Below are 26,706 nucleotides of genomic sequence, written 5' to 3'. Positions count from 1 at the left end.
ACCCGCAAGGTGGTGTGACGCCAGGCGCATATCATGAAGGCAAATTGCGCCACGGTGGGCGCGTCACGACTGGCGGCGGACCGTTCTTGCTTCGAACGCCTATTGCCGGATCTTGGCACCGGAGCGGTGCGGAACGGCACCGGGAGTTGCTGCCGTCGGTCGGTCCGCGCTATGAAGCACTTGTGGGCGGCCTGGCACAGTGGCGGCGGTGCGCGCAGGCTGCGGGCGGCTGATATTACTGATAGCGGCGCGCGTCCAGGTCAATCATCTGGAGCAAACGCGGACTGCCGCAAACGAGGACAGGGATGACTGGGAACAAACCGAGGTTGATCATCGCGGACGACCATCCGCTTTTCCGCGTGGCGCTGCGCTTGATCGTGCGCGACATCGACGCAGCGGCCGAGATCGTCGAGGCGGATTCCCTCGATTCGATGAAGGCCGCGCTGGCGGCCAATCCGGATGTGGACCTGGTGCTGCTCGACCTGCTGATGCCGGGCGTCGAGGGTTTGTCTTTGCTGCAATACCTGCGCTCTGATTTTCCCGGCCTGCGCGTGGCCGTCATCTCCAGCCTGTCGCAGCGCTGCTGGGTGCGCTCGGTGCAGGCCCTGGGAGCGGCGGCATTCGTGCACAAATCGGCCACACCCGCGCAGTTGCAGGAAGCCCTGCGCAGCCTGCTGGCGGGAGACAACTGGTGGCCGCAGTCGGTACTGGGTGCCCCGGCGACCGGTGGCGATGGGCTTGAAGACAAGCTGGAGCGCCTGTCGCGGCAGGAATTGCAGATTCTCCTGCATCTCAAGGGCGGCCGGCTCAACAAGCAGATCGCCGGCGACCTGCACATCAGCGAGTCCACCGTGAAGACCCATGTCAGTTCGGTGTTGCACAAGCTGGGGCTCAACAGCCGCACGCAGGCTGCGGTGCTGGCACAGCAGCTGCTGGCCGGGGATGTGGGCGCCGCCTGAGCATCAGCGGCCGTTGCCGGGTTCACCTGCTCCGGTGCAAGGCGCCGGCGGGTTCCTTGCCGGTCTTGCACCGCTTTGCCGCGTTCTCCGGTAGGGAAACGTGAAGCGGTGCCGGCACCTGCGCCGGCGGCACTAGTACTTAAGGACTAGTACCAAGTACCGATTGAGGGCCCTCCTGTTCTCGGGCCAAATCCCTTGCAGGCGCATGGACACCGGAAGACGCCGGTGATTGCGCCGGACAGCCAATCCGAAAGGGAGAACCTCGTGAAGAAAATCGTGACTGCGGCCTTGCTTGCCATAGCTGCTTTCAGTGCGCCGGTGCTGCTCGCCGACGAGCAGGACAAGGATTCGCGCAAGAGCGCGGCCTATGTGCCGGATGATGGGGGCACGGGCGTGGCGGCCGGCTCCACCTCGGGCGCGGCTTCCGCGGCACAAGGCTCGGTGGCTGCCAAGATCGTCATCGGGGTCGGCACTGCCGCCGTGATCGGCGCCATCGTGGCCGCTTCTTCGTCCTCGAGCGGGAACAGCACTGCGACCACCAGCACCACCAGTACGCATTGAAGCTTCGCATCGCGAGGGCGGCCGCTGCCGGGCCGCTCCCGGATTGGAAGATTTCAATTTACTACGGCATTCAGGGAGAGCCGCGAGAATGGAAACGCTGGCTAGGTATTGAGTTCGGTCTGGCCCGAATGGCCCGGATCGAGCTTGCGCAGGATTGCGCTGATATGGGTTCTGACGGCGGGTTCGCTGAGGCTCAGGCCCTCGGCGATCCGCTCGTTGAGAAAGCCCTTTTCGAGATATTGCAGGATCCGCAGCTCCTGCTGCGACAGGCGTTCCTGTTGCCCCCCGATTTCAATTCCTTCCGGCAGGCGCGGAGGCGCCGGTGCCGGCTGCGGCCGCCAGTCCTGACCGGCAAGGAGGCTGCGCAGGGCGTTCTGCAGCTGCTCGGGCATCACCGATTTGTGGATGAAGGCGGCGGCCCCCAGCGCCTGCACGGCGCTCACGACGGCGGGTTGGGACTGTGAGGAAATGACGGCGACGCGCAGGCCAGGAAAATCCTTGCGCAGGAACTGCAGTGAAGACAGGTCTTCGACGCCCGGCATCTCCAGGTCCAGCAGTACCAGATCCGCATCGGGATTCGCCGTCACGGCGTTTTTCAGCGAATCGAAGGAATCGGCTTCGACGACGCGCGCCTGCGGGGCGATACCCCGCACTACCAGCCGCAGCGTGACGCGAAACAACGGGTGATCATCGGCAATGATGACCGTCGGATCGGCTTTGGGCATAGCTGTCCCCCGTCTGTGTTTGTTGATCCACCGGCTCCGGCAGCGGTGGCTCCGGCCGGGTGGGTCGGGCCGGAGGCCTGCCGCGCGCCATGTCCGGGGGAAATCCGCTTCGGACAAGCAGCTTTCGCAAACACTATGCGGGATGCGCCAGGGCAAAAGAATTGCACCAAAGCACTAGTACTAAAGTATGAGTTCCTAGCTGCGTCCCACGAGCGAGCGGGCGATCACTTCCTTCATGATTTCCGAGGTGCCGCCGTAGATGCGCTGGATGCGCGCATCGACGTAGTAGCGCGAGATCGGGTACTCCACCATGTAGCCGTAACCGCCGAACAGCTGCAGGCAGCCGTCGGTGACGCGCGCTTCCAGTTCGGTGGTGGACAGCTTCACCATCGCCGCGGTGGGCACATCGAGTTTGTGTTCGGCGTAGAGGCGGATGCATTTTTCGACGAAGGCCTGGTGCACCTCGATCTCGGTCTTCATCTCGGCCAGCTTGAAGCGGGTGTTCTGGAAGCTGGCGATGGCGGCGCCGAAGGCCTTGCGCGTGGTGACGTAGTCGATGGTCTTTTCCAGCGCGCCGCGGGAATGGCCCACGGCGGTCACGGCCAGGCCCAGGCGCTCGCGCGGCAGCTCGTCCACGAGGTGGCCGAAGCCATTGCCGACGCGACCGAGCACGGCGCTGGCCGGCACGCGCACGTTGTCGAAGAACAGTTCCGAGGTATCGGCGCTGTGCTGGCCGATCTTTTCCAGGTTGCGGCCGCGCTTGAAGCCGGGCAGGGTGGCGTCGACCAGGAACAGGGTGGTGCCCTTGGCGCCGGCCCTGGGATCGGTCTTGGTGGCGAGCACGATCACGTCGGCGTTCTGGCCGTTGGTGATGAAGGTCTTGGAGCCGTTGATCAGGTAACCGCCCTCGCCGTCGGGCAGGGCCGAGGTCTTGATGCCCTGCAGGTCGGAGCCGGCGCCCGGCTCGGTCATGGCGATGGCGCCGATGGCGGCGCCGCTGGCCATCTTCGGCAGCCAGTGCTGCTTCTGCTCCTCGGTGCCGAGATGCAGGATGTAGGGCGCGGCGATGTCCGAGTGCACCGTCAGGTTGGAGGACAGGGCCAGGAAGCCCATGCGCCCGGCCTCCTCCAGCACGATCATGGAGAACTCGAAGCCGGCGCCGATGCCGCCGTATTCCTCCGGCAGGTCCACCGCCAGCAGGCCGGCTTCGCCCATCTTGTAGTAGAACTCGCGCGGCACGCGGCCGTCCTTCTCCCACTTCTCGATGTTCGGCTCCACCTCGTCGGCGAAGAAGCGGCGCACGTTGTCGCGGAACAGTTCCAGTTCGGCGGGATCGGCGGCGGGGATGAGGGGGCGGGCGGCGGCGTTGGACATCGGTGCTCCGGATTACGGGTAGCGGTGGAACTGCGGAGAATAGCGCGCCCGGCCGCTTGCGCGCATTGGCCGGGTACCTTAGTTTCGCCGCAGCGTATAAAAACCATCTCTGGAGGCCCCGTGTCCCTGATTCCCCGCCGCGATCTCGATTTCCTGCTGTACGAATGGCTGGACCTGCCGGCGCTGTGCCGGCACGAGCGTTTCGCCGGCCATGATCGCGGCACCTTCGACCAGGTGCTCGACGCCGCCACCAAGCTGGCCGGGGAGAAATTCCTGCCGCACGCGGCCAAGGCGGATGCCAACGAGCCGCATTTCGACGGTACGCGGGTGCACATGATTCCGGAGGTGAAAGAGGCCATCGACGCCTATATCGCCGGCGGTTTCCTTGCCGCCGCGTTCCCGCAGGAGGATGGCGGCCTGGGCCTGCCCTATACCATCGCCGCCGCGGCCAATTCGCAGTTCAGCGCGGCCAATGTGGGCACCGCAGGTTATTCCTTCCTCACCGCCGCCGCGGCCAACCTGCTGCGCGCCCACGGCAGTCCACGGCAGAAGGCGCGCTACATGCAGCCGATGCTGGAAGGGCGCTTCTTCGGCACCATGTGCCTGTCGGAGCCGCAGGCCGGCTCGTCCCTGGCCGACATCAAGACCCGGGCCATCCCGCAGGACAACGGCGGTTACCACATCGTCGGCAACAAGATGTGGATTTCCGGCGGCGAGCACGAGCTGTCGGACAATATCGTGCACCTGGTGCTGGCGCGGATCGAGGGCGCGCCGGCCGGTACCAAGGGCATCTCCCTGTTCATCGTGCCCAAGTTCCGGCTCGACGCGGACGGCAGGCCGGGGGCGCGCAACGGCGTGCGCCTGGCCGGCCTCAACCACAAGATGGGCTATCGCGGCACCACCAACTGCGCCCTCAACTTCGGCGAAACCGAGCCGGCGCTGGGCGAACTGGTCGGTCACGAGAACCAGGGCCTGGCCTGCATGTTCCACATGATGAACGAGGCGCGCATCGGCGTCGGCCTCGGCGCCACCGCCCTGGGCATCGCCGGCTACCGCTATTCGCTGGACTATGCCCGGACACGGCAGCAGGGCCGCCCGGCCTCCAACAAGGACCCTGTAGCCAAGCCGGTGGCGATCATCGAGCACGCCGACGTGCGCCGCATGCTGCTGGCGCAGAAGGCCTATGTGGAAGGCGCCCTGGCCCTGGGCCTGTACTGCGCCCGGCTGGTGGACGAGCTGGAGGCGGAGCCTGCCTCGCAGCAGGCGGAGGATACGCGCCTGCTGCTGGAGATTCTCACCCCCATCGCCAAGGCCTGGCCCAGCGAATGGTGCCTGGAGGCGAACAAGCTGGCGATCCAGGTGCTCGGCGGCTACGGCTACACCCGCGACTACCCGGTGGAGCGCTATTACCGCGACAACCGCCTCAATCCGATCCACGAGGGCACCAACGGCATCCAGGCGCTGGACCTGCTCGGCCGCAAGGCGATGATGCAGAACGGCGCCGCCTTGCGCCTGTTGCTGGGAAAGATCGGCGCCACCGCCAAGGCGGCTGCGCACGATACCGAACTGAGCGAGTACGCCGAGGCCCTGGGCAAGGCGGTCGAGCTGGTCGCCGCCACCACCCAGGTGCTGGCCAACGCGGCGCTCAAGGGGCAGGTGGACCTGTTCCTGGCCAATGCGGCCTATTACCTGGACATGCTCGGCCACATCGTGCTGGCGTGGATCTGGCTGCAGCAGGCGCAGGTGGCGCGGGCGGGCGAGAAGTCGGCGGTGGGCGAGAGCCGCGAGTTCTACGAGGGCAAGCTGTACGCCTGCCGTTACTTTTTCCGTTACGAGCTGCCGCGGGCCAAGCGTTGCGCGGAACTGCTGCAGAAGCTGGACGATACGACCCTGAGCGTGCCGCACACCGCGTTCTAGGCGTGTCCGCCACCGGAGCGTGAAAGCGGCCGGTGGCGGAAGACGGCAGGGCGGCGCTTACTTGTGCCGCACCTCGCCGCTGCCGTAGACCTGCGACAGGACGTGGGTGGCGTCGCCGCTCCAGGTGACGTCGCCGCTGCCGTGGATGGTGGTGTCGATCGACTTGAGGGCCTTGACCGTGGCATCGCCGCTGCCGTCGATGCGCACCTGCACCTCGTCGGCGGCGAGCCTGCCCATGTCGGCGTCGCCGGAGCCCTGGATCACCAGGTGCAGGTTCTTCACCTGGCCTTCGGCGACGACGTCGCCGGAACCCTCGATCTTCACCCCCAGCTTGTCGCCGGAGAGGCCGCTGATCCGCGCGTCGCCGCTGCCCTGGATGCCCAGCGCGACCAGGCTGGGCACGGTGATGTGCACCACCGTGTTGTGCCTGCTGCTCCAGCTGCCCTTGCTGTCCACCACCAGCGCGCCGCCGGAAACCTGGGTGCGGATCACGTCGAAGAGGTTGTCGTCCGCTTCCACCGTGACCGACTGCGGACCGATCCTGATGTCGAGATCGACGCTGCCCTTGGACTGGATCACGTCGAAGGCGCCGAGCTGGCGGGTCTCGGTCTTGATGGTGCCGGAGCCGCGCACCGCGGGCCCGGTGATGTCGCCGATGATGTCGTGCAGGGTGCCGGCCGAGGCCGGCTGGGCGGCAAGCAGGGCGGCGGCAAACAGGAGGCTGAAGGAAATTCGGGCTGACATGGGCGGTCTCGGCTGGAGATGGTTGTTGCAGCTTTGATGCTGCAACAGGGCCAAATGGATTACCTGGAGATCGACCGAGGGCATCCGCGGCGTGCCGGCGGCGCTACTGCCCCGGCAGGGTGAAGGCCACGATGGCGTCGCCCGGTTCCGTGCCCAGGGGCGCATGGCCCCCCGCGGCGATCACCAGGAACTGGCGTCCGCCGGGCCGCGCCCGGTAGCTGAGCGGGGTGGCGTTGCCGGCGTAGGGTAGCTCCGTGCGCCACAGTTCCGCCCCGCTGTCGGCGTCGAAGGCGCGGAAATATTTGTCCATGGTGGCGGCGATGAAGACCAGGCCGCCGCCGGTCTGCAACGAGCCGCCGGAGTTCGGCGTGCCCCAGTGCAGGCGGTCGCCGACCAGCGGAGCGAGGCCGTGCAGCGTGCCGAGTTCATGCTCCCACAGCTTGTTGCCGGTATTCAGGTCGATCGCCACCAGCTTGCCCCAGGGCGGCCGCACGCAGGGCGTCTGCCAGGGCGACAGGTAAGGGCCACGCAAGACCACGTAGGGCGTCTCCTCCTGCGGGCCGAGGCCGACCAGGTCGCTGCCCGCGGTGCCGCCCTTGTAGTCGGCGCGTTTGACCAGCTTGAGGGTGAAGGGGGCGGTCTGCAGGTTGACCACCATGCGGTTGTGCACCGGGTCCACCGATACCGAACCCCAGTTGACGCCGCCACCCAGGCCCGGGTATTCCAGCGAGCCCCTGAGCGAAGGCGGGGTGAAGATGCCCTTGTAGTCCAGGGCGTCGAACTGCTCCCGGCATTTGCGCTTGTCGTAGCTGGTCAGACCCCACAAGTCTTCGCGGGTGATGTTCAGCGGCGCCAGGGGCGCCGGCCGCGTGGCGAAGGGCTGGGTCGGTGAAGCGGTTTCGCCGGGCACGGTGGATGCCGGCACCGGGCGCTCCTCCACGGGGAACAAGGGGACGCCGCTGAGGCGGTCGAGCAGGAACACCTGCCCGGTCTTGGTCGCCTGGATCAGCGCCGGCACCTCCTTGCCGTCGACGTGCTGCTGGTACAGCACCGGCTGCGCCGCCACGTCGTAGTCCCACAGGTCGTGGTGCACCGTCTGGAAGTGCCAGCGCACCGCGCCGCTGGTGGCATCCACCGCGACCACCGAAGAGCCGTAGTAATCCATCTGTCCGCGCTCGGTGCCGGCGTAGTGATCGGGCGAAGGATTGCCGGTGGGCAGGTAGATCAGGCCGTGCGCGGGATCGGCCGACATCGGCGCCCATACATTGGGCGTGCCGCGTGTCAGGGTGGCGCCGTGTTTGACCTCTTCTGCGCTCACCGCGTGCGTGCCCGGCGGTACCGGATCGAACACCCATTTCAATTCACCGCTGCGCGCGTCGAAGGCGCGCACCGCCCCGCCCGGCGCATGCAGCCGCTGCCCGTCCTTGACGAAGGCGCCGACCACCACCACATCGTTCACCGCCAGCGGTGCGGAGGTGGGGTAGTACTCGGCCAGCCGCGCTTCGCCGATGCCGTGCAGCAGGTCCACATTTCCGGCCTCGCCGAAGTCCTTGCAGGCATGTCCGTTGGCGGGATCCACCGCCCACAGTTTCGCATTCAGCGTGCTCATGAAGATGCGCTCGCGGCAGGGCGCGCCTGCGACAGCCTGTGTGTCGCGCCAGTAAGCCACGCCCCGGCATACCGGCGTGTAGATGCCGTCAAGCTTCGCGTGTGCGTCGAAGGTCCACTTCTCGCGGCCGCTCTCGGCGTCGAGCGCGACGATGCGGTTGTAGGGCGTGCAGAAATACAGGCTGCCGTCGACCATCAACGGGGTGACCTGCAGCGCCGTGCCGCCGTGGCTGGCATCGCCCTTGGAAAAATCGCCGCTGTGATAGGTCCAGGCCACCTGGAGCTTCGCCACATTGTCCTTGCGGATATCGGCCAGGGGCGAATAGTGCTGGCTCTCCAGGCTGCCGCCGACGCTTGGCCACTGTGCGGCCTCGGCGCCTGCCGCCTGGCAAGCAGGGGCGAGCAGCGCCGCAAACAGCAGCGCCTTGGAGCTTATCCGCGAATAAATCGCGCCTGCGCCGGATTTGTGCATGCTCGCTCCCGCCGTGCGCGATTCCACGGCTGTCGTCGTTATGGTCGCCGCGACTTTATGGCATAAAACATTTTGACACAAATGTTTTATGCGACTAGCATCGGCTCACTACAAAGGCAGCCCCGCCCGGTGCAGGCGCGGCGGCGCGCCGTATCCGGAGGAACGCATGAGCACAGCGGCAGCCGCAACACAGACCGATTCCAGCGCCGGGCAGGGCGAGGCGCGCCTGCTCATCGACGGCAAGCTGGTGGAGGCGCGCTCCGGCAAGCGCTATCCCAACATCAATCCGGCGACGCAGGAGACCATCGGCATGGTGGCGGATGCCGGCGCCGCGGATGCGGAAGCGGCCATCGCCGCCGCACGCCGCGCCTTCGACGAAAGCGACTGGTCCACCAATCGCGAACTGCGCCGGAAATGCCTGACCCAATTGCGCGACGGCCTGCGCGCCGCGACGCCGGCCCTGTGCGAGCAGGCGTCGGCGGAAACCGGCGCGCCCATGGCCATTACCCGCCAGGGGCCGCAGGGCGATGGCCCCATCGCCATCCTCGACTACTACCTGGAGCTGATGCAGCGCTACGCCTGGGACAGCGAACTGCCGGTGGTCAATACCATGGGCGTGCCGAGCAAGCGCCTGATCTGGAAGGAGGCGGCCGGCGTGGTCGCCGCGATCTCGCCGTGGAATTTCCCGTTCCAGATCAACATGGCCAAGATCTGTCCGGCGCTGGCCGCAGGATGCAGCGTGGTGCTCAAGGCGGCGCCGGAGACGCCGTGGACCGCAACGCTCATCGGCAGGATCGCGGCGGAGCAGACCGACCTGCCGCCCGGCGTGCTCAACGTGCTGACCTCCGCGGACCCTGCCGCCGTGGGCGAAGTGCTCAGCGCCGATCCGCGCGTGGACGTGGTGTCCTTCACCGGTTCCACCGCCACCGGCCGCCGCATCATGGCGCAGGCGGCAGGCACGGTGAAACGGGTATTCCTGGAACTCGGCGGCAAGTCCGCCAACATCCTGCTCGACGACGCCGATTTCAATACCGCCCTGCTCAGCGGCTTTGCCGTGTGCTACCACGCCGGGCAGGGCTGCGCCATTCCGACGCGGTTGCTGCTGCCGCAGTCGCGCTATGCGGAAGGGGTGGAGTTCCTCAAGTACGCCTTCGCACAACTGCCGTATGGCGATCCTCTCGGCGAAGGTCAGATCATGGGCCCCCTGATCAGTGCACGGCAGCAGGCGCGGGTGCTGGACTATATCGAGATCGGCAAGCGCGAGGGTGCGCGGCTAGTCTGCGGCGGCGGCAAGCCGGCGCACCTGTCGAGAGGCTATTACGTCGAACCGACGTTGTTCGCCGACGTGCGCAACGAGATGCGCATCGCCCAGGAGGAAATCTTCGGGCCGGTGCTGGTGGCGATTCCCTACCGCGACGACGACGACGCGGTGCGTATCGCCAACGATTCGATCTACGGTCTGTCCGGCTCCATCTTCGGCAGCCCGGAGCGCGCCTTGCGCATGGCGCGGCGCATCCGCAGCGGCACGCTCAACATCAACGGCGCCAATTTCTATGCGCCCGATTCCCCTTTCGGCGGCTACAAGCAGAGCGGCGTCGGCCGCGAGATGGGCGTGCAGGGTTTCGAAGAGTACCTGCAGACCAAGACTGTCGCGGTGCCGGGCTGAGCGCCCGCACAACAACAAATCATGAGGAGGAGAGAGGCGTGAATCTGACAGGCAAGGTGGCGGTGGTGACCGGGGCGGGACAGGGCATCGGCGAAGGCTATGCCAAGGGCCTGGCCAAGGCCGGCTGCAAGGTGGTGGTGGCGGACATCAACGAAGCCCAGGGCGAGCGCGTGGCCGGCGAAATCCGCAAGGCCGGCGGCGAAGTACTGTTCGTCAAGGTGGACGTGTCGAGCGAAAGCTCCGCCGCCGCCCTGGCGAAGCAGGTCAAGGACAAGTACGGCGCCATCCACTACCTGGTCAACAACGCCGCCATGTTCGGCACCCTTGATTTCAATCCATTGATGACGGTGGACCTCGCCTACCTCAACAAGGTGGTGAGCGTGAACATGCTCGGCTCGGTGGTGATGACCCGTGCGTGCGCACCGTGCATGGGCGCAGGCGCTGCCATCGTCAACCAGTCCTCCACCGCAGCCTGGATGAATTACGACTACTACTCCTTCACCAAGCTTGCCACCAACGGCATCACCTGCGTGCTGGCGCGGGAGCTGGGTCCCAGGGGTATCCGTGTCAATGCCATTGCGCCGGGCCCCACCGATACCCAGGCGCTGCGCGACAAGGTGCCCGAGGACTACATCAAGGGCATGGTCGCCGCGATGCCGCTGGCGCGGCTGGGCACGCCGGAAGATCTGCTCAAGGCGCTGATGTTCCTGCTCTCGGACGATGCTGGCTGGGTCACCGGGCTGATCATGAACGTGGATGGCGGCCAGTGGATGCGGCCCTAAGAGCCTGTAACAGAATGAATCGCACCTGCGTTGCAGTCCAAAACCGCGTCAGGCAAGGCGGAGGCCCCAGCCATGGTGATTCCATGGCTGGGGCTGACAACGCAGTCTGGCGCGATTTTGGGCGCAACCCTTCGGGACGGGGCCATTTTTGCGCAGTGCTGCGCCGGCCAGAGCGCACCATGGAGTCACCATGCCGCACTCTGTCCGACTTGCACTGCGCAAAAATGACCGCCGTCGCAGGCGCGATTCATTCTGTTACAGGCTCTTAGGAGAGATGCATGAACACATGGCAGGTCAGGGATCAGGTCATCGTCGTCGCCGGTGCTTCCAAGGGTATCGGCCTGGCCACCGCGCAGGTATTGCTGGAGCGGGGCGCCCGGGTGGCGTTGCTGGCCCGCGACAAGGCGCGCCTGGACGAATCCGTAACGGCGCTCAAGACCGATCGCGTCATCGGCATCGCTGTGGATGTTTGCGACAAGTCGGCCGTCGAGAAAGCCTTTGCCACGGTGGGCGGGAAGTGGGGCAAGCTCGACGGCCTGGTCAACAACGTCGGCTTCCAGTTCGCCCGCCGTCTCGAGATCATGCCGGAAGCGGAGGTGCGCAAGCTGCTGGAGCTGAATTTCATCTCCGCCATCTTCACCTGCCAGAGCGCGATTCCGCGCCTGCGCGCCAACGGCGGCGGTCGCATCGTCAACATCTCCTCGGCCAGCGTGCGCAACGACAACGAGTTCTCCCACCTTGGCCTGTACTCCTCGGCCAAGGCGGCGCTGGAACATTTCTCGAAGGAGTTGCGCCATGAAGTGAAGCGGGACGGCATCATGGTCACCGTGTTCAGCCCCGGCGCCGTGGCCACCGGCAGCGTCGCCAACTTCGATCCGGCCGCGCTGGGCGAGGCGATGCAGGACTGGCTCGGCAAGGGGCCGAAGTTCGACGGCGCCGCTGAAGCCGGAACCATCGGCGCAGCCATTGCCTCCTGCTTCGAGCTGCCGCCCGGCGTGGCGGTGGAGTTCATGGAAGTGCGCCCCAACGTGCTGACGCCGAAGATGCTGGAATCGGACTGGAAGCAGGATCAGGCTCCGCCATGAGCCTGGGATTCGTCGGCCTGGGCAACATCGGCAAGCCCATGGCCCGGCACCTGTTCAAGCTGGGCGAGCCGCTGTATGTGTACGACGTGGCGCAGGAGCCGCTGGATGAACTGAGCGGCCTTGGTGCCCGCATCGCGATGCCCCGGACGATGGCTGGCGAATGCCGCATCATCGGCCTGTGCGTGCGTGACGACGCAGATGTCGAATCCCTGCTGCAGGGAGCCGACGGCCTGCTGCGGAACATGGCGGCCGATAGCGTTATCGCCGTGCACAGCACGGTGACGCAAGCCGCCCTGTTGCGCTGGTCGCGGCAGGCGGCGGAAAGCGGCATCCATCTCATCGATGCGCCGATTACCGGTGGCGCCTCGGGGGCCGAAGCGGCCACGCTGGCGTATATGGTTGGTGGCCCGGGGGAGATCGTCGAACGTTGCCGCCCGGTGTTCGCCACCTCCGGCCGGAAGGTCATCCATGCCGGCCCGGTCGGCACCGGCATCGCGCTCAAGCTGTGCAACAACCTGATGACCTATGCCGCCTTCGCCGCCATGCACGAGGCGGATGCGCTGGCCCGCGTGGGCGGGCTCGATCCGGCGCTGCTGATCGAGGTGGGGCGCGCCAACGGTGTGGTCACGCCGCAGATGGAGGCCTTCATCGGCAACCGCGGCAAGCTGTCCGCGGCGGGGGCGGAAGCCGTGCGCAAGGCTTTCGGGCCGTTCGCGGCGCTCGGCCGCAAGGATCTCGCCGCGGCCTTGTCCAGTGCGGCACAGCTTGGCCTGGAGCTGCCCGCGACGGCGCGCGTTGCCGAGATCATCGAGGCGGTATTTCTCGATGCACGCCCGCGCAGCAGTGAGGGACAGTCAAGCTGAAAATGGATAAAAAACATTTTGACAAAAATGTTTTTTATCCATAGCATGAATTTCAGGCAGCCTTGAGGTGACGGAGCGATAGCATGGCCGACGATCTGAAACAAAGCAGCGCCGCGACAGTGCAGCGCAACCTGCTGACCATTCCGCGGCTGCCGGACGGCTCGCCGCGCTATGCGCGCGGCTGGCACATGCTCGGCTGGAGCGATGAATTCGAGACCGGCAAGCCGGTGGCGCGCGATTACTTCGGCCAGCGCCTGGTGATCTACCGCGGCGAGGATGGGCAGGTGCGTTGCATGGATGCGTTCTGTCCGCACCTGGGTGCGGATCTCTCCGCCGGCACGGTCAAGGGCAATCTGCTGCAGTGCGCCTTCCACAACTGGACCTACGACGGCAGCGGCCAGTGCGTGAAGATTCCCTATTGCGAGAAAATTCCACCCAAGGCCCGGACGCGCGCTTACGTGGTCAAGGAGATCAATGAAACCGTCCTGGCCTGGCACGATCATGAGCAGGGGCCGCCGGACTTCGACATCCTGCCGCTGGAGGAATACGCCACCGCCGGCTGGACCAAGGCCTGGCATCGTTTCAAGATCACCATCAAGACGCATCCTCGCGAAGTGATGGAGAACACCGTGGACAAGGGCCATCTGCTGCCCATCCACGGCTACAACGTCGAGACCTGGCTTCCGGTGTGGAACGGCCATATGTGCGGCGAGTTGATGTGGGGCACGCATACGCGCCTGGCGGCCGACGTGCAGGACGACAAGCTCTATGTCCGTTCGATCAGCCATGGCCCCGCCTACCAATACACCTGGCAGACGCAGGACAGCGCCCAGTTCGACAGCATCATCCTCACCGCCTGGTGCCCGGTGGACGAGAACACGCTGGAATACTGGTTCGGCGTCATCGTCAAGGCCGATCCCCGGCAGTTCACCCCGGAAATGCTGGACGCGGCGGCGCAAGGCTATTGCAAGGCGTCCTACGACGCCTTCATGGAAGACGTCTACATCTGGGAGCGCAAGCTGTACCGCCCCACGCCGATGCTCTGCGCCAACGACGGCCCCATCGCCAAGCTGCGTCGCTGGTATGCCCAGTTCTATACCGACCGCGCCGAAGTGGACAACAGCCAGTACCGCAACAACAACCAGGACTGGACCATTTACGACCTGCGTGACCGCCAGGCCAGGGTGCTGGCTGCCCAGGAAGCCGCGAAGCCGGCAAAAACGGTAACCGCCTGAGGCGGGAATCCACGTCCGGCGGATCAGGGTGAACAGATGATTCAACTCAAGTACATCGAGCACGACGGCACCAGTCACACCGTGACCGTGGAAGAAGGCATGAACCTGATGGAGGGCGCCACACTCAACATGGTGCCCGGCGTGGAAGGCATGTGCGGCGGCATCTGTTCCTGTGCCACCTGCCATTGTTACCTGCCGGAGGAGCGGCTGCGGAGCCTGCCCGAGGCGGGCTCCGGTGAACTCGCCATGCTCGAAGCGGTGGAGGGGCGCCGTGGCAACAGCCGCCTGGGCTGCCAGGTGGTGGTGACCGCGGCCCTGGACGGCATGGAAGTCAGGTTGCCCAAGTCGCAGGGCGTCGGCTCCTAACCGGCCCCGGCCGCCATTCAAACAACAAATACAGGCGACAGCCCATGAAGCAGGCCCATCTCGATCCCTACGATCACCGCTTCCACTGGGATCCCTATCCCCAGTACCAGGCGCTCCGGGAGCAGGACCCGGTGTACTACAACGAAGAGCTGGGCATCTGGCTGCTGACCAAGTGGGAGGACGTCAACCGGGCCTTCCGCGATTTCAAGACCTTCATCAACACCGGCGCGGTGTCGCTCGAACCGGATTCCGGCGAGAAGCTGCCGTTCCCCATGTTCATCTTCAGCGATCCGCCGGACCACACGCGGGTGCGCAACCTGTTCGCGCCGCTGATGACGCCGGATCGCATCAGGCGCCTGGAGGATTACACGCGCAGGAAGGCCGTCGAGCTGATCGAGCCGCATCTGCGCGGCGGCAAGTTCGACTTCGTCGCCGACCTCGGCTGTTTCCTGCCGATGGATGTGATCTCCAGCTTGACCAGCGTACCGAAAACCGACCAGGACAAGGTGCGCGGCTGGGCCGACGACCTGATCGCCCGGGAGGACAAGCAGCACGACCTGTCCGAGCGCAACGTCTCAGGCTACATGAACATGGCGACCTACTTCGGCGAGCATGCCGCCAAGCACGCGGATGGCCCTTACGGCGATGATCTCATCGGCATCCTGATGCGCAGCGAAAAGGACGGCGTGCTGCGCCGCGACCAGGTGATCGGTACGCTGATCCTGCTGGCCATTGCCGGCAATGAAACCACCACCAAGCTGATCGGCAACATGGCCTATCGTCTATGGCAGCACCCGGAGCAGCGCCGCTTGCTGGTGGAGGATCCCGCGCTGATCGCGAAAGCCGTGGAGGAAGTGCTGCGCTTCGATGGCTCTTCGCAGATCATCGTGCGCCGCATCGGCCAGGACGTGGAAATGCGCGGCAAGACACTGCGGAAGGGCGACCGCGTCGGTCTGTGCATCATCTCCGCCAACCGCGACGCGGACAAATTCCCGGACCCGGATGTCTTCGATGTCCGCCGTGGTTCACGCGACCACATGGCCTTCGGCTACGGCATCCATTCCTGCCTGGGTGCCGCGCTGGCACGCATGGAAGTGCGCGTGGTGTTCGAGGAGATCCTCAAGCGCATGCCGGATTATGAGATCCTCGAGGAGCGGCTGGCGCGGGCGCACAACCCGAATGTGCGCGGATTCACGCACGTGCCGGCGCGATTCAGGCCCTTGCCGGACGCCTAGCAGGGTCGCGAGTGCGGCTCAGGCTGCGGCGGCTGTGTTCGTGGTCCAGGCCTGCAGCACGGCAATCACCCGCTCGGGCGCTTCCAGCGGAACCCAATGCCCCACGCCGGGAATGAGTTCGACATCCTGCGTGTAGAAGCAGGTCGAGACCCAGCGCGGCAGATAAGGGTCGTGCTCGCCCCACAGCACCTTCACCGGCACGCGCTGCGCCACCGCCTCGAAGCGTGTCTCCCAGCCGATCAGCTTGGCGGGATCGGCGGAGCGGTACATCCTCAGCACCACGAAGCGCGAGCTGCGCTTGGAGAAGGAACCGCCATAGGTGTGGTCGATCTGCTGCAGCGTCAGCTTGCGCGAGCCGCGGTGCATCTCGCGGCGCATGACGAAGCGGTTCATCGCCAGCATGGAGATCTCGCCGAGGATCGGCGTGCGCCAGACCCGGGCCCAGAAATGCCATTTGTAGAGGTGGGTGAAGACGGTGTTGGTGATGACGATGCGGGCAACGCGCTGCGGATACTTGCTGGCCCAGGCCAGGCCCATCAGGCCCCAGTCGTGCACCACCAGGGTCACCGGCTCGGTGATGCCGAGCGCCTGCACCAGGGCCTCCATCCAGTCGGCGTAGCCGTCGAAGGAATAGTCGAATCCCGGATTCTCCGCCGAGCGGTGGATGCCCATGAAATCCGCGGCGTAGCAGGTGTAGCGCTCCTGCACACCGGCGATCACCTCATGCCAGACGTCGGCGCTGTCCGGCACGCCGTGCACGAACAGCGCCGGAGGCCCCTTGCCGCTGCGCTCGCAGTAGACCTTGTGATTCTGGACCAGGACTTCCATCAGGCGTATCCCCGGGCGTCGGCATTCATGCTTGGTTCCCTTTCGGCAGCAGCAGTTCCAGCAGCTTCAGCAGCCATTCCATGCGCAGTTTCTCGCTTTGCGGATCGATGCGCAGGAAGCGGTCCACCGCCTCGCCATGGAACAGCGTGACCATGGTGTCCACCATGATGGGAAAGTCCGGCAGCTTGCGTGCGGTCTCCGGCAGCAGCGCCACGGCCAATTGCTGGGTGGCCTCGTCGCGGCGTTTCCAGATCGGCACCAGCGCGTCGTGCAGCACGCGGTCGGTGCGCGCCGCCATCAGCAGTTCGAACCAGGCCTGGTGCAGGTGCGATTGCGTGTTGGTGCGCAGCAGTTTCAGCGCCAGCACCAGTTCGTCCGGCGTGGACTTGCGCAGGCGCTCGAAGTCGCGACGGTAGAGCGCCAGCAGGCCGTCGCCGACGTGATCGGCGACGCGGATCAGCAGTTCGATGCGCGAGCTGAAGTGCCGGAACAGGCCGCCGTGCGAGACGCCGGCCCGCTTGCAGATCTCCTGCACGCTGGTGTTGGTGTAGCCGACTTCGATCAGCGCCTCGGTGGCGGCGTCGAGCAGTTTGCGCACGGTGGCTTCGCGGCGTTCCTGCTGGGTGCGGCGGACAAGAGTTGGAGTGACGGCTTTCATCCGGGATGCCGGTCGGCAACGGGGGGGGCTAGGCGGCTTGAGCGAGGGACGATGCCTGGGCATCGCGCGCCGGATGCTCGCCAGCCCGCAGGAAGCGTCCGTACCCCTGAGCCAGTCCAAAGTCCGCTGCATAGGTGCCTGCACGATAAGCCACACGTCCATTGATCACCGTCGCCGTCACCGCCGCGTCGTTGCGGTTGACCATGCGCATCAGCCCGTTGAACTCGGCGATGGGCGCCTCGGCATAGGCGCCGAGCGTATCGTCCAGTCCCTTCGGGTCGACAATCACCAGGTCGGCGCGGTCGCCCAGGCGCAGGTGGCCGGCGTCGATGTCGAACCAGTCGGCCAGCTCGCCGGTGAGGCGCCACACGGCCTTTTCGATCGGCATGAAGGGCCGGCCTTCCAGTTCGGCGTCTTGCACCAGCTTGAGCATGCGCAGGGGGAAGTTGTAGAAAGCCATGTTGCGGATATGCGCGCCGGCGTCGGAGAAGCTCAGCACCGAGCCCTTGTCCTGCACGATCTTCTTCAGGCGATGCGGACGGTAGTTGCCGATCAGGGTGCGCCAGCGCAGCTTGCGGCCGTGCAGCACCACGAGGTCGAGGAAGGCGTCGACCGGGTGGATGCCGCGTTCGTCTGCCACGGCTCCGAAGCTCTTGCCGACCAGCGTGGTATCCGGGCAGCCGACGATCTGCGCGTCGTGGAAATCGCGGTGCCAGACGCGCGGGCCGAACTTGTTCTCGTAGTTCCGGCGGAACCAGCGGCGGTAGCTCGCATCCTGCATCAGCTGGTTGCGCTCCATCTCGGTCTGCAGGTGGAGGGCCGCCTGGCCGGCGCCGAATTCCTCGAAGATCACCAGGTCGATGCCGTCGGAGTAGACCTCGAACGGGCAGGGCAGGGCCTGCCAGCGGAAGTCGGCGTTGAGGAACTTGTTGCAGAAGTGCGCCACCTTGCCGACCACGCGGTGCATGATGCCGTCGGACTTCACGTCCATCAGTGTGATCAGGGTGGTCTTCAGCTTCTTGCGGAACAAGCCGAGGCTGGCGCCGAGGAACAGCAGCGTGTTGACCTTGGTGACGATGTTCGGCGCGCCTTGGTGGATCTTGCCGCGGCGGCGCAGGATCTTGTTGAGCTGGGCATATTCGCTCCAGCGCGCATAGGTGGTGGGCAGGGAGGCGGAACGGTAGCGGTCGCCGTCCAGCTTGTCCCACTTGGTGGTCATGGTGGAGAGGCCGAGCAGACCGGCGTCGAGGCCTTCCTCCAGCACCTGTTCCATCTTCTGCATCTCGGCGGCGGTGGGGCGGGCGTCGCGGTCGACCGCGCGGCCCAGGCCCATCACCGAGACGCGCAGGTCGGAATGGCCGAGGAATGCGGTGGTGTTCGGGCCCAGCGGCATGCTTTCCAGGTACGCCACGTAGCCGGCCGGCGTGTTCCAGGTCTTGGTCTTGCGCAGCAGCGGCAGTACGTGCTCGCGCGGGATCGACTCCACCCGTGTGAACATGTCCGAGCAGTCCTCCGCCTCGGCGCAGACCATGCCGATGGAGCAGGAGCCGAAGGTCACGGTAGTGACGCCGTGGCGCACGCTCTCCTTCAGGCCGGGGCTGGCGAGCAACTCGGCGTCGTAATGCGTATGCGTATCGAGGAAGCCGGGCATGACCCACTTGCCCTGTGCGTCGATCACCTCACGGCAGCCGGCTTCGTCCAGTATCGACTCCGACACCGCCACGACCTTCCCGCCGCGGATGCCGAGATGGCGCAAAGCCGCCGGCGCGCCGGTGCCGTCGAAGTGAAGCCCGTTCTTGATGATCAGGTCATAGGTCATGGTACAGCGCTCCTCCAGCTTGATTCCTTGTGGGATCAGTTTAAGGAACATAGAGAGTGAACGCAATCTAAGTTGCGCATTTGCGCGGCGAGAGGATGCGAAGCGGCGCCCATATGCGGGCATTGCCGAAATGTGCGACTGCGGGCGAACGGAATCAGCCCGGTGCCACATCGATTTGTATTGCTGCGGAATAACTGAAATGGAAACGGCCGCGCCGGCCAGCCAGGGTCTTCAGGGCCTGGTCAACCGTCGCGGCCGCTCCACCTTTACCAGCGCCCGCCGGTAAAAGGATTCAGCGATCAAATTAGCGTTAACAGGCCCTAGTCCGCTGCTGCCACCGCGCCGCCGCCGCCCGCCGGCTTGCGCACGATCCAGCACAGCGGGATCAGCAGCAGCGCCACCCAGCCGGAGAAGTAGAAAATGTCCAGGCTGGATAGCAGGTAACCCTGTCCGATCACGCCGCGCATCAGCGTCGCCGCCGCCGACTGGTCGTTGAGGCCCAGGCTGTGCAGTTGCGTCATCGCCGACTGGAAGGCCGGATCGTAAGGCGTGACCGATTCCACCAGGCGTGACTGGTGCAGGGCTTCGCGCCGGTCCCAGTAGGTGGTGGTGAGCGAGGTGGCGAAGCTGCCGCCGGTGATGCGCAGGAAGTTGTTGAGTCCGGATGCCGCCGGCACCCGGTGCGCCGGCAGACGGTCCAGCGAGATGGTCAGCATGGCCACGAAGAACATGCCCATGGCCACGCCCTGCACCAGCAGGGGAATGACGAAGGCCATGAAGCTGGAGTCCGCGGTGTAGCCGGCGCGCATGAAGTAGGACACGGCGAAGAAGAAGAACGAGGCGCTGGCGAACCAGCGCGCGTCGTAGCGGCCCATGAAGCGCCCGATCAACGGCGAGATCAGCACCGCCACCACGCCGCTGGGCGCGGCGACCAGGCCGGCCCAGGTGGCGGTGTAGTTGACCTGGGTCTGCAGCCACAGCGGCATCAACACCACGTTGCCGAAGAACACCGCGTAGCCCAGGCAGAGGGCCAGCGTGCCGATGGCGAAATTGCGCGACTTGAACAGCGACAGGTCGACGATCGGCTGCTTCTCGCCCAGCTCCCAGATCAGCCAGGCGGCGAAGCTGATGGCGGTGACGATGGCCATCACCACGATCGGGGTGGATTCGAACCAGTCCAGGTCCTTGCCCTTGTCCAGCATGATCTGCAACGCGCCGACCCAGACGAACAGCAGCGCCAGGCCAACCTTGTCGATGGCCAGCTTGCGTGTGGGCGTCTCGCGCGTTTTCAGGAAGCGCCAGCAGATGGCGGCGCAGAACAGGCCCACCGGCAGGTTGATCAGGAAGATCCAGGGCCAGGGATAGTTGTCGGAGATGTAGCCGCCGAGTATCGGCCCGGCGATGGGCGCCACCAGCGTGGTCATCGACCAGATCGCCAGCGCCGTGCCTTTCTTCTCCGGCGGGAACAATGAAATCAGCAAGGCCTGCGAGCCCGGAATCATCGGGCCCGATACCGCGCCCTGCAGCACACGGAAGAAAATCAGCGAAGGCAGGCTCCAGGCCACGCCGCAGAGGAACGAGGCGATGGTGAACATCAGCACCGAGAAGACGAAGGTGCGCACCACGCCGTAGCGCTGCATCAGCCAGCCGGTCAGCGGCACCGACACGCCGTTGGCCACGGCGAAGGAGGTGATGATCCAGGTGCCCTGGTCGGCCGACACGCCGAGGTCGCCGGCGATGGTCGGGATCGACACGTTGGCGATGGTGGTGTCCAGCACCTGCATGAAGGTGCCGAGCGCCAGCGCCAGCGCGGTGATGGTCTTGGCGCCGCCGGCCAGGGGCGCCAGCGGGGCGGCGGGCGCCTTGGCGGGCGCGGCGCCGGCGGTGGGTGCCGCGGCGCTCACGGCTGGCCTGCGCCCGCCGCGATGTCATTGGCGGCCTTGGCCACCGGGGTGCCGCGATCGGCCGCGGCGCCGGCCTGTCCGGCATTCTCGGCGATGATCTGCGCGATGCGCGCTTCCACCGCCGGGTCGTTGCCCAGGCTGGCCTGGGTCGGGATCGGCTGGGTGCGTACCTGGCTCGCCACCAGCGGGCCGGAGGTATCGCGGATGTCCACCTTCACCGTCATCGACAGGCCGATGCGCAGCGGGTGGCTTTTCAGCTCCTGCGGGTCGAGCGCGATGCGCACCGGCACGCGCTGCACGATCTTGATCCAGTTGCCGGACGCGTTCTGCGCCGGCAGCAGGGCGAAGGCGCTGCCGCTGCCCGCGGCGAGGCCGACCAGCTTGCCGTGGTACACGGTGTCGCCGCCGTAGACGTCGGCGTGCAGCGTCACCGGCTGGCCTACGCGCATGTCTTCCAGCTGCACTTCCTTGAAATTGGCGTCGATCCAGACGTTGTCCAGCGGCACCACCGCCATCAGCGGCGTGCCGGCGGCGACGCGCTGGCCCACCTGCACCGAGCGGCGCGCCACCACGCCGGCCACCGGCGCGGTGATGTGGGCGCGGTGCAGCGCCAGCGCGGCGTCGCGCACCGCGGCGGCGGCGGCCAGCACCTGCGGATGGTTGGCGATGGTGGTGCCGTCGATCTGCGCGGTGGTGGCGTTGAGCTGTTCGCGCGCGGCGGCCAAGCTGGCCTGGATCTGCGTGACGCTGTCCTTCATGTGCGACAGCTCCTCGCTCGACACCGCGCCGTCGCTGACCAGTCCGGCGCGGCGCTTGTAGTCGTCCTGCGCGCGCTTCAATTCGGTCTGGCGCTCGTTGATCTGCGCGCGCAGCTGGCCGCCTTGGGCGAACAGGGTGCGCACCTGGCGCACGGCGCGGGCCAGGTTGGCCTCCGCATTGCCCGTCGCCACTTCGGCGTCGGCCGGATCCAGCTCCAGCAGCGGCTGGTCGCGCTGCACGCTCTGCGTGTCGTCGACGTGCAGGGCCACCACGGTGCCGGGCACCTCGCTGGTGATCTGCACCACGTCGCCGCTGACGTAGGCGTCGTCGGTGCTCTGGTAGTAGCGGGCCAGCAGGAGCCAGTACGCGCCGTAGCCGATGGCGCCGAGCACCACGACCAGGGACAGGAGCAGCAGGCCGCGGCGGCGCGAGCCGTTGGCGGGAGCCGCGGGGGCGGGGGCGGTAGGGTTGGGATTGCTCATGGCAGTTCTCTGACCTGGAATGCGTTATTGAGTGGTGGATGCGGTCTGCGCCGTCGCCGGCGCCTCCGCATCGAAGCTGCCGCCGAGGGCCAGCAGCAGGGTCACGCGGGAGACGGCGTGGGCCGAAACAAGGTCGACGCGCTGGCGGCGCGCGCTGAGCACCTGGGTCTCGGCATTGAGTACCGACAGGTATCCGGACAGCCCGGCCTTGTAGCGCTCACCGGCGAGGCGATAGGCCTCTTCGGCGGCGTTGAGCGATTTCTGCTGCTCGCCCAGTTCGTAGTTGAGGGCGTCGATGGTGCTGAGCTGGTCGGAAGCCTGGCGCACCGCCTGCAGCACGGTTTCGTTGTAGCCGGCCACGGCGTCGTCGATCTCGGCGGTGGCGCCGCGGAAGTTCGCCTTGAGACGGCCGGCATCGAACAGCGGCAGGTGGATCGCCGGGCCCACGCCGTAGGCGCCGGAGGCCGCCTCGAACAGGGTCTTGAAGCCGATGGCGCTGGTGCCGGCGAAAGCGGTGAGGCTGACGTCGGGATAGAAGGCCGCCTTGGCTGCGGCCCGGCCGTCGGTGGCCGCTTCGACCCGCAGCCGCGCCGCCAGCACGTCCGGCCGGCGGCCGAGCAGATCGGCGGGCAGGGCCTGCGGCAGCGGCAGCGCCGCGTCCAGGTTCAGGTGCGGCTGCTTGATCTCGGCATAGGCATCGGCGCCGCGGCCGGAGAGGGCGGCGAGCTGGTGGATGGACAACGCCACCGCGGCCTGTGCCTGCGTCAGCTCGACGTGGGCCTGCGGCACCGCGCCTTCCGCCTCACGCAGCTCGACATTGGTATCGAGGCCGGCCTTCACGCGGCTGCGCGTGATGTCGAGGATGTGCAGGCGTTGTTCCTCGGTGCGGCGCGCCACCTCGGCCAGGGCGAAGTTGCGGTACAGCTCCACATAGGCCTGCGCCACCGCGCCGGCCAGGGCCAGGCGGGCGCTGGCGATATCCAGGTTGGCGGCGGCGGTTTGCGAGCGCGCCTGGCGGATCAGCGCCGCCTGCTTGCCCCAGAAGTCGAGATCCCAGGACAGGTTGATGCCCTGCTGGCCTTCCCAGTAGATGCCGCCGTTATAGGGCGGCGGAATGATGTCGTTGTTGCTGAAGCGCTGGCGCGTATCCTTGGCGTCGTACGACACCGAGGGCAGCAGGCCGGCGTGCGCGGTATCCGCCATGGCCTGCGCCTCGCGCACCCGCGCCATGGCCTGGGCCAGCGTCGGGTTGTTGGCCAGGGTCGCTTCGACCAGACGGTCGAGCTGCGGATCCTGGTAGGCATGCCACCAGCTGTCGCCGACCGCCGGCATGGCGGCCGTGCTCAGGCCCAGCGCGGTATCGCCGATGGCCTGTTCGCGCGGCGCATCCTTGGGCGGCAGCACGCAGGAAGTGAGCAGCGCGGCGCCCAGCGCCAGCGCCAGTCTGGAAGTGCGAATCATGCGGAGGCTCCGGATTGGTCCGCGATCTCGGCGTGCAGGCCGAGAATCAGCTTGTTGAGCAGGCGCAGCAGTTCATCCGTCTCGGCCGGGCTGAAGTCCTTGATGGCGCTGTTGATCCGCTCCACCACCAGCGGCACGACAGTCTTCAGCGCGGCATGGCCCTGGGCGGTCAGGTGCAGCTCGATGGCGCGGCGGTCCTCGGCGCTGCGATGCCGCTCCACCAGTCCGCGCGCTTCCAGCTGGTCGAGCACCCGCGTCAGCGCGCCGCTGTCGTGGCGCAGCTTGATGCAGATGTCCTTGGGATTGAGCGCGAGGTCATCGCGCAGCGCCATCAGCACGGCGTACTGGGTGAAGGTCAGCCCATGCTCGGCCAAGCCCGGTTCCAGGGCGTCCAGGCTCAGGCCGTGGGCACGCTTCACCAGGTAGCCGATGCTGTTGCGGGTGGTGTAGGTATCGGGATGGTAATACTGCTTTGACATCTTCTGCCCCGGCATTAACTGCTTAGGCAGCGAATTATCGGGATGGCGCGAGCCGAGTCAAGCGGGTTACAGTCGGATTATTCGTTGATCGCTGAATCGGAAGGAAAAATTCCGGCCGTTGCGGCCTGAACAGTCTGTTTGCGGCGCCGAATTTGCGTCCCGGTAGCGATCTTTTTTCATTTTCTGGGGAATCCTGCATGTCCAATGAAAGCGCGATCCGCCGCGACGTCGGCGCCATCGCCCTGATGTTCACCGGCCTGGGCTCCATCATCGGCTCGGGCTGGCTGTTCGGCGCCTGGCGCGCCGCCCAGCTCGCCGGCCCGGGGGCCGTCTACGCCTGGCTGATCGGCGCGGTGGTCATCCTGTTCGTCGCCTTCACCTATGCCGAGCTCGGCGCCATGTTCCCGGAGTCCGGCGGCGCGGTGCGTTACGGCCACTATTCGCACGGCTCCCTGGTCGGCTTCGTCGCCGGCTGGGCCGCGTGGATCGCCATCGTTTCGGTGATCCCGGTGGAGGCCGAAGCCTCGGTGCAGTACATGAGCTCCTGGCCCTGGGCCTGGGCGCAGGCTTTATATGTGCACGCCAACAACGGCCAGGGCGAGCTGACCGTCGCCGGCCTGTCCATCTCCGCGGTGCTGGTGGTGGTCTATTTCCTGCTCAACTTCTGGAGCGTGAAGGTCTTCGCCAGCACCAACAGCGCCATCACCTTCTTCAAGCTGGTTATCCCCGCGGTCACCGCCGTCGCCTTGGTCTGCACCGGCTTCCACTGGGAGAATTTCCAGGTCGGCATCCACGGCGGCCAGCATGTCGGCAACGTCGCAGCCATCCTCACCGCGGTGGCCACCAGCGGCATCGTCTTCAGCTACAACGGCTTCCAGAGCCCGGTGAATCTCGCCGGCGAGGCGCGCAATCCGGGGCGCAGCGTGCCCTTCGCCATCTTCGGCTCGATCGCATTGAGCACCGTGGTCTACCTGATGCTGCAGGTCGCCTTCCTCGGCACCGTGGCGCCGGAGCACCTGCACGAGGGTTGGGCCGCGCTGGAATACAGCTCGCCGTTCGCCCAGCTGGCGCTGGCACTGAACCTCAACTGGTTGGCCATCATGCTGTACGCCGATGCCTTCGTCAGCCCCAGCGGCACCGGCACCACCTACACCGCCACCACCGCGCGCATGATCTACGCCATGGAGCGCAGCGGCACCGTGCCGAAGATCTTCGGCAACGTGCATCCGCGCTTCGGCATCCCGCGCCCGGCGATGTGGTTCAACCTGGGGGTGTCCTTCATCTTCCTGTTCTTCTTCCGCGGCTGGGGCAAGCTGGCGGCGGTGATCTCGGTCGCCACCATCGTCACCTACCTGGTGGTGCCGATCAGCGTCATCGTACTGCGCCGTACCGCGCCGAAGCTGCATCGCCCGCTGCGCGTGCCCGGCCTGGAAATCCTGGCGCCGATGGCCTTCATCCTCGCCACCCTGATGCTGTTCTGGGCGCGCTGGCCGCACACCGGCGAAATCATGCTGCTGCTGATCCTGCCGCTGCCGGTGTACCTCTACTACCAGGCCCAGGGCCAATGGCGCGATTTCAGCCGGCACCTGCGCGGCGCCTGGTGGCTGATCGCCTATCTTGCCGCCGTCGCGGCCCTGTCCTGGGCCGGCAGCAAGGAATTCGAGGGGCACGACTACATTCCCTACGGTTGGGACCAGTTGTGCGTTGCCGTGGCGGCGCTGCTGTTCTACTTCTGGGGAGTGCGCAGCGGCTGGCGTACGCCGGCGGTGGAGGCGGCGGAGAGCAATCCGGCGGAAATCGAGCATCCGTAGAAAGTAGCCCGGATGAAGCGAAGCGTAATCCGGGACTGCGCCACCGTATGGTCCTCTACCGCCGCAATCGCGTAGAAGGTGGCACCTATTTCTTCACCGTGACGCTGCGAGATCGAAGTTCGCGGCTATTAGTCGATTGTATATCGCAATTGCGCACGGCCTATGCGCAGGCACAGAAGAGGTTGCCATTTGAAACCGTCGCTATCGTGATCCTTCCGGATCACTTGCATGCGATATGGGCTCTGCCTGCTGAGGATTCGGACTATTCCGGCCGCTGGCGGCTTATAAAAGCCAGCTTTTCGCGATCGGTTGCCAAGGCGGGATTAGCTGAGCGTCGTGCCGGCACCGCCGGATACGATTTGTGGCAAAGCCGTTTTTGGGAACACACCATCCGTGACGATGACGACTTGAAGCGGCATGTGGACTATATCCACTACAACCCCGTCAAACATGGTTTAGTCACAAAAGCTGCTGACTGGCCGCACTCTTCGTTTCACGGATTTGTTGAACGAGGGGAGCTGTCAACGGACTGGGCCGGTGACTTGTCCAGCGTTGATGGTATGGTGTTTGGCGAGTAGTCCCGGATTCCGCTCCGCTTCATCCGATGGGTATGGACTCCTCCCCCTTCTAAGTAACGGCATCTAAGTGCCAAGCTGGAATTGCTGAGGTTCCGGCTAACGAAGAGAGAGGAGTCCGACATGGAGATTACCGTTTTCTCGGTGGATTTGGCCAAGAACAAGTTCCAAGTGCACGGCTTTGATGCCCGAGGCGAAAAGCGGTTCGGCAAGACGCTCAAACGGGACCAGTTCCTGGTCTTTTTCCGCGGCCAGACGCGAGGCGCCCAGGTCTTGATGGAGGCTTGCGGCGGCGCCCACCATTGGGGCCGGCAGCTGATCGAACTGGGTTACCGGGT

At 66.1% G+C, this 26,706-nt stretch carries 23 protein-coding genes and 1 pseudogene; 13 read left to right on the top strand and 11 right to left on the bottom strand.

The window, feature by feature from the left end:
• Positions 1–305: 305 nt before the first annotated feature.
• Entirely contained in the window at positions 306–959 is a 654-nt protein-coding gene (locus BP26_RS0112520; RefSeq protein ID WP_029920925.1) for a response regulator transcription factor, read from the top strand.
• A gap of 264 nt (positions 960–1,223) precedes the next feature.
• The gene (locus BP26_RS30350) at positions 1,224–1,520 is read left to right on the top strand and encodes a hypothetical protein (RefSeq protein WP_211254906.1); all 297 of its coding nucleotides are present in this window, start codon (positions 1,224–1,226) and stop codon (positions 1,518–1,520) included.
• Between the two features lie 101 nt (positions 1,521–1,621).
• Here the strand turns inward: BP26_RS30350 and BP26_RS0112510 are convergent, their stop codons facing one another.
• Both BP26_RS0112510 and BP26_RS0112505 read right to left on the bottom strand, forming a co-directional pair.
• A complete protein-coding gene (locus tag BP26_RS0112510) occupies positions 1,622–2,362 on the bottom strand; it encodes a response regulator transcription factor (protein ID WP_157572502.1) in 741 nt (246 codons plus the stop codon).
• A gap of 78 nt (positions 2,363–2,440) precedes the next feature.
• A complete protein-coding gene (locus BP26_RS0112505) occupies positions 2,441–3,619 on the bottom strand; it encodes an acyl-CoA dehydrogenase family protein (RefSeq protein ID WP_051748911.1) in 1,179 nt (392 codons plus the stop codon).
• Between the two features lie 120 nt (positions 3,620–3,739).
• On the opposite strand from BP26_RS0112505, the gene BP26_RS0112500 reads away from it, so the two are divergent.
• Positions 3,740–5,536 carry an acyl-CoA dehydrogenase gene (locus BP26_RS0112500; protein WP_029920921.1) on the top strand — a complete coding sequence of 599 codons (1,797 nt, stop codon included), beginning with the start codon at positions 3,740–3,742 and terminating at the stop codon, positions 5,534–5,536.
• Between the two features lie 57 nt (positions 5,537–5,593).
• On the opposite strand, the gene BP26_RS0112495 is transcribed toward BP26_RS0112500, so the two are convergent.
• Positions 5,594–6,280 carry a head GIN domain-containing protein gene (locus BP26_RS0112495; RefSeq protein WP_029920920.1) on the bottom strand — a complete coding sequence of 229 codons (687 nt, stop codon included), beginning with the start codon at positions 6,278–6,280 and terminating at the stop codon, positions 5,594–5,596.
• Positions 6,281–6,383: 103 nt separating this feature from the next.
• On the bottom strand, positions 6,384–8,360 hold the full coding sequence (locus tag BP26_RS0112490; protein ID WP_051748910.1) for a pyrroloquinoline quinone-dependent dehydrogenase: 1,977 nt from the start codon (positions 8,358–8,360) through the stop codon (positions 6,384–6,386).
• Positions 8,361–8,526: 166 nt separating this feature from the next.
• Between BP26_RS0112490 and BP26_RS0112485 the strand changes: the two genes are divergently transcribed.
• The 7 genes from BP26_RS0112485 to BP26_RS0112455 all read left to right on the top strand — a co-directional run bounded on the left by BP26_RS0112485 (position 8,527) and on the right by BP26_RS0112455 (position 15,592).
• On the top strand, positions 8,527–10,026 hold the full coding sequence (locus tag BP26_RS0112485; RefSeq protein ID WP_029920918.1) for an aldehyde dehydrogenase family protein: 1,500 nt from the start codon (positions 8,527–8,529) through the stop codon (positions 10,024–10,026).
• Positions 10,027–10,064: 38 nt separating this feature from the next.
• A complete protein-coding gene (locus BP26_RS0112480; RefSeq protein ID WP_029920917.1) occupies positions 10,065–10,808 on the top strand; it encodes an SDR family oxidoreductase in 744 nt (247 codons plus the stop codon).
• A gap of 278 nt (positions 10,809–11,086) precedes the next feature.
• A complete protein-coding gene (locus BP26_RS0112475) occupies positions 11,087–11,893 on the top strand; it encodes an SDR family oxidoreductase (RefSeq protein WP_051748909.1) in 807 nt (268 codons plus the stop codon).
• Positions 11,890–12,756, top strand: coding sequence for an NAD(P)-dependent oxidoreductase (locus BP26_RS0112470; RefSeq protein WP_029920915.1), 867 nt, complete (start codon positions 11,890–11,892; stop codon positions 12,754–12,756). The genes BP26_RS0112475 and BP26_RS0112470 overlap by 4 nt, the downstream gene beginning before the upstream one ends.
• An 83-nt stretch (positions 12,757–12,839) precedes the next feature.
• Positions 12,840–13,991: a 3-ketosteroid-9-alpha-monooxygenase, oxygenase component gene (locus tag BP26_RS0112465; RefSeq protein WP_029920914.1), complete on the top strand. Its 1,152-nt coding sequence runs from the start codon at positions 12,840–12,842 to the stop codon at positions 13,989–13,991.
• A 36-nt stretch (positions 13,992–14,027) separates the two neighbouring features.
• Positions 14,028–14,357, top strand: coding sequence for a 2Fe-2S iron-sulfur cluster-binding protein (locus tag BP26_RS0112460; RefSeq protein ID WP_029920913.1), 330 nt, complete (start codon positions 14,028–14,030; stop codon positions 14,355–14,357).
• Between the two features lie 44 nt (positions 14,358–14,401).
• Positions 14,402–15,592 carry a cytochrome P450 gene (locus BP26_RS0112455; protein ID WP_029920912.1) on the top strand — a complete coding sequence of 397 codons (1,191 nt, stop codon included), beginning with the start codon at positions 14,402–14,404 and terminating at the stop codon, positions 15,590–15,592.
• An 18-nt stretch (positions 15,593–15,610) separates the two neighbouring features.
• On the opposite strand, the gene BP26_RS0112450 is transcribed toward BP26_RS0112455, so the two are convergent.
• The 7 genes from BP26_RS0112450 to BP26_RS0112415 form a co-directional block, all read right to left on the bottom strand.
• Positions 15,611–16,420 carry an alpha/beta fold hydrolase gene (locus tag BP26_RS0112450; RefSeq protein ID WP_029920911.1) on the bottom strand — a complete coding sequence of 270 codons (810 nt, stop codon included), beginning with the start codon at positions 16,418–16,420 and terminating at the stop codon, positions 15,611–15,613.
• A 25-nt stretch (positions 16,421–16,445) separates the two neighbouring features.
• Positions 16,446–17,078, bottom strand: coding sequence for a TetR/AcrR family transcriptional regulator (locus BP26_RS0112445; protein WP_029920910.1), 633 nt, complete (start codon positions 17,076–17,078; stop codon positions 16,446–16,448).
• Positions 17,079–17,106: 28 nt separating this feature from the next.
• Positions 17,107–18,897, bottom strand: coding sequence for an N-acyl-D-amino-acid deacylase family protein (locus BP26_RS0112440; RefSeq protein ID WP_029920909.1), 1,791 nt, complete (start codon positions 18,895–18,897; stop codon positions 17,107–17,109).
• A gap of 320 nt (positions 18,898–19,217) precedes the next feature.
• Complete coding sequence (locus BP26_RS0112430) at positions 19,218–20,801, bottom strand: DHA2 family efflux MFS transporter permease subunit (protein WP_029920908.1); 1,584 nt, start codon at positions 20,799–20,801, stop codon at positions 19,218–19,220.
• Positions 20,798–22,042 (bottom strand): HlyD family secretion protein, encoded by a 1,245-nt coding sequence (locus tag BP26_RS0112425; RefSeq protein ID WP_029920907.1) that lies wholly within the window; start codon positions 22,040–22,042, stop codon positions 20,798–20,800. The genes BP26_RS0112430 and BP26_RS0112425 overlap by 4 nt, the downstream gene beginning before the upstream one ends.
• A 24-nt stretch (positions 22,043–22,066) precedes the next feature.
• Positions 22,067–23,503, bottom strand: coding sequence for an efflux transporter outer membrane subunit (locus tag BP26_RS0112420; RefSeq protein ID WP_029920906.1), 1,437 nt, complete (start codon positions 23,501–23,503; stop codon positions 22,067–22,069).
• Positions 23,500–23,982, bottom strand: coding sequence for a MarR family winged helix-turn-helix transcriptional regulator (locus BP26_RS0112415; RefSeq protein ID WP_029920905.1), 483 nt, complete (start codon positions 23,980–23,982; stop codon positions 23,500–23,502). Before BP26_RS0112415 ends, BP26_RS0112420 begins: the two co-directional genes overlap by 4 nt.
• Positions 23,983–24,179: 197 nt before the next feature.
• On the opposite strand from BP26_RS0112415, the gene BP26_RS0112410 reads away from it, so the two are divergent.
• The 3 genes and pseudogenes from BP26_RS0112410 to BP26_RS0112400 all read left to right on the top strand — a co-directional run.
• The gene (locus BP26_RS0112410) at positions 24,180–25,793 is read left to right on the top strand and encodes an APC family permease (RefSeq protein WP_029920904.1); all 1,614 of its coding nucleotides are present in this window, start codon (positions 24,180–24,182) and stop codon (positions 25,791–25,793) included.
• Positions 25,794–25,840: 47 nt separating this feature from the next.
• Complete coding sequence (locus BP26_RS0112405) at positions 25,841–26,371, top strand: REP-associated tyrosine transposase (protein ID WP_029920903.1); 531 nt, start codon at positions 25,841–25,843, stop codon at positions 26,369–26,371.
• Positions 26,372–26,491: 120 nt separating this feature from the next.
• Positions 26,492–26,706, top strand: a pseudogene (locus BP26_RS0112400) (IS110 family transposase); the annotation flags it as partial.

This window comes from Nevskia soli DSM 19509, from assembly GCF_000711955.1.
Taxonomy (GTDB): domain Bacteria; phylum Pseudomonadota; class Gammaproteobacteria; order Nevskiales; family Nevskiaceae; genus Nevskia; species Nevskia soli.
This window is presented reverse-complemented; position numbering and strand designations above follow the sequence as displayed.

Coding starts and splice junctions, on each gene's coding strand:
- BP26_RS0112470 (WP_029920915.1), top strand. CDS start 11,890: ATGAGCCTGGGATTCGTCGGCCTGGGCAACATCGGCAAGCCCATGGCC.
- BP26_RS0112520 (WP_029920925.1), top strand. CDS start 306: ATGACTGGGAACAAACCGAGGTTGATCATCGCGGACGACCATCCGCTT.
- BP26_RS0112445 (WP_029920910.1), bottom strand. CDS start 17,078: ATGAAAGCCGTCACTCCAACTCTTGTCCGCCGCACCCAGCAGGAACGC.
- BP26_RS0112460 (WP_029920913.1), top strand. CDS start 14,028: ATGATTCAACTCAAGTACATCGAGCACGACGGCACCAGTCACACCGTG.
- BP26_RS0112415 (WP_029920905.1), bottom strand. CDS start 23,982: ATGTCAAAGCAGTATTACCATCCCGATACCTACACCACCCGCAACAGC.
- BP26_RS0112450 (WP_029920911.1), bottom strand. CDS start 16,420: ATGGAAGTCCTGGTCCAGAATCACAAGGTCTACTGCGAGCGCAGCGGC.
- BP26_RS0112410 (WP_029920904.1), top strand. CDS start 24,180: ATGTCCAATGAAAGCGCGATCCGCCGCGACGTCGGCGCCATCGCCCTG.
- BP26_RS0112455 (WP_029920912.1), top strand. CDS start 14,402: ATGAAGCAGGCCCATCTCGATCCCTACGATCACCGCTTCCACTGGGAT.
- BP26_RS0112465 (WP_029920914.1), top strand. CDS start 12,840: ATGGCCGACGATCTGAAACAAAGCAGCGCCGCGACAGTGCAGCGCAAC.
- BP26_RS0112425 (WP_029920907.1), bottom strand. CDS start 22,042: ATGAGCAATCCCAACCCTACCGCCCCCGCCCCCGCGGCTCCCGCCAAC.
- BP26_RS0112505 (WP_051748911.1), bottom strand. CDS start 3,619: ATGTCCAACGCCGCCGCCCGCCCCCTCATCCCCGCCGCCGATCCCGCC.
- BP26_RS0112485 (WP_029920918.1), top strand. CDS start 8,527: ATGAGCACAGCGGCAGCCGCAACACAGACCGATTCCAGCGCCGGGCAG.
- BP26_RS0112495 (WP_029920920.1), bottom strand. CDS start 6,280: ATGTCAGCCCGAATTTCCTTCAGCCTCCTGTTTGCCGCCGCCCTGCTT.
- BP26_RS0112405 (WP_029920903.1), top strand. CDS start 25,841: ATGGTCCTCTACCGCCGCAATCGCGTAGAAGGTGGCACCTATTTCTTC.
- BP26_RS0112420 (WP_029920906.1), bottom strand. CDS start 23,503: ATGATTCGCACTTCCAGACTGGCGCTGGCGCTGGGCGCCGCGCTGCTC.
- BP26_RS0112475 (WP_051748909.1), top strand. CDS start 11,087: ATGAACACATGGCAGGTCAGGGATCAGGTCATCGTCGTCGCCGGTGCT.
- BP26_RS0112490 (WP_051748910.1), bottom strand. CDS start 8,360: ATGCACAAATCCGGCGCAGGCGCGATTTATTCGCGGATAAGCTCCAAG.
- BP26_RS0112440 (WP_029920909.1), bottom strand. CDS start 18,897: ATGACCTATGACCTGATCATCAAGAACGGGCTTCACTTCGACGGCACC.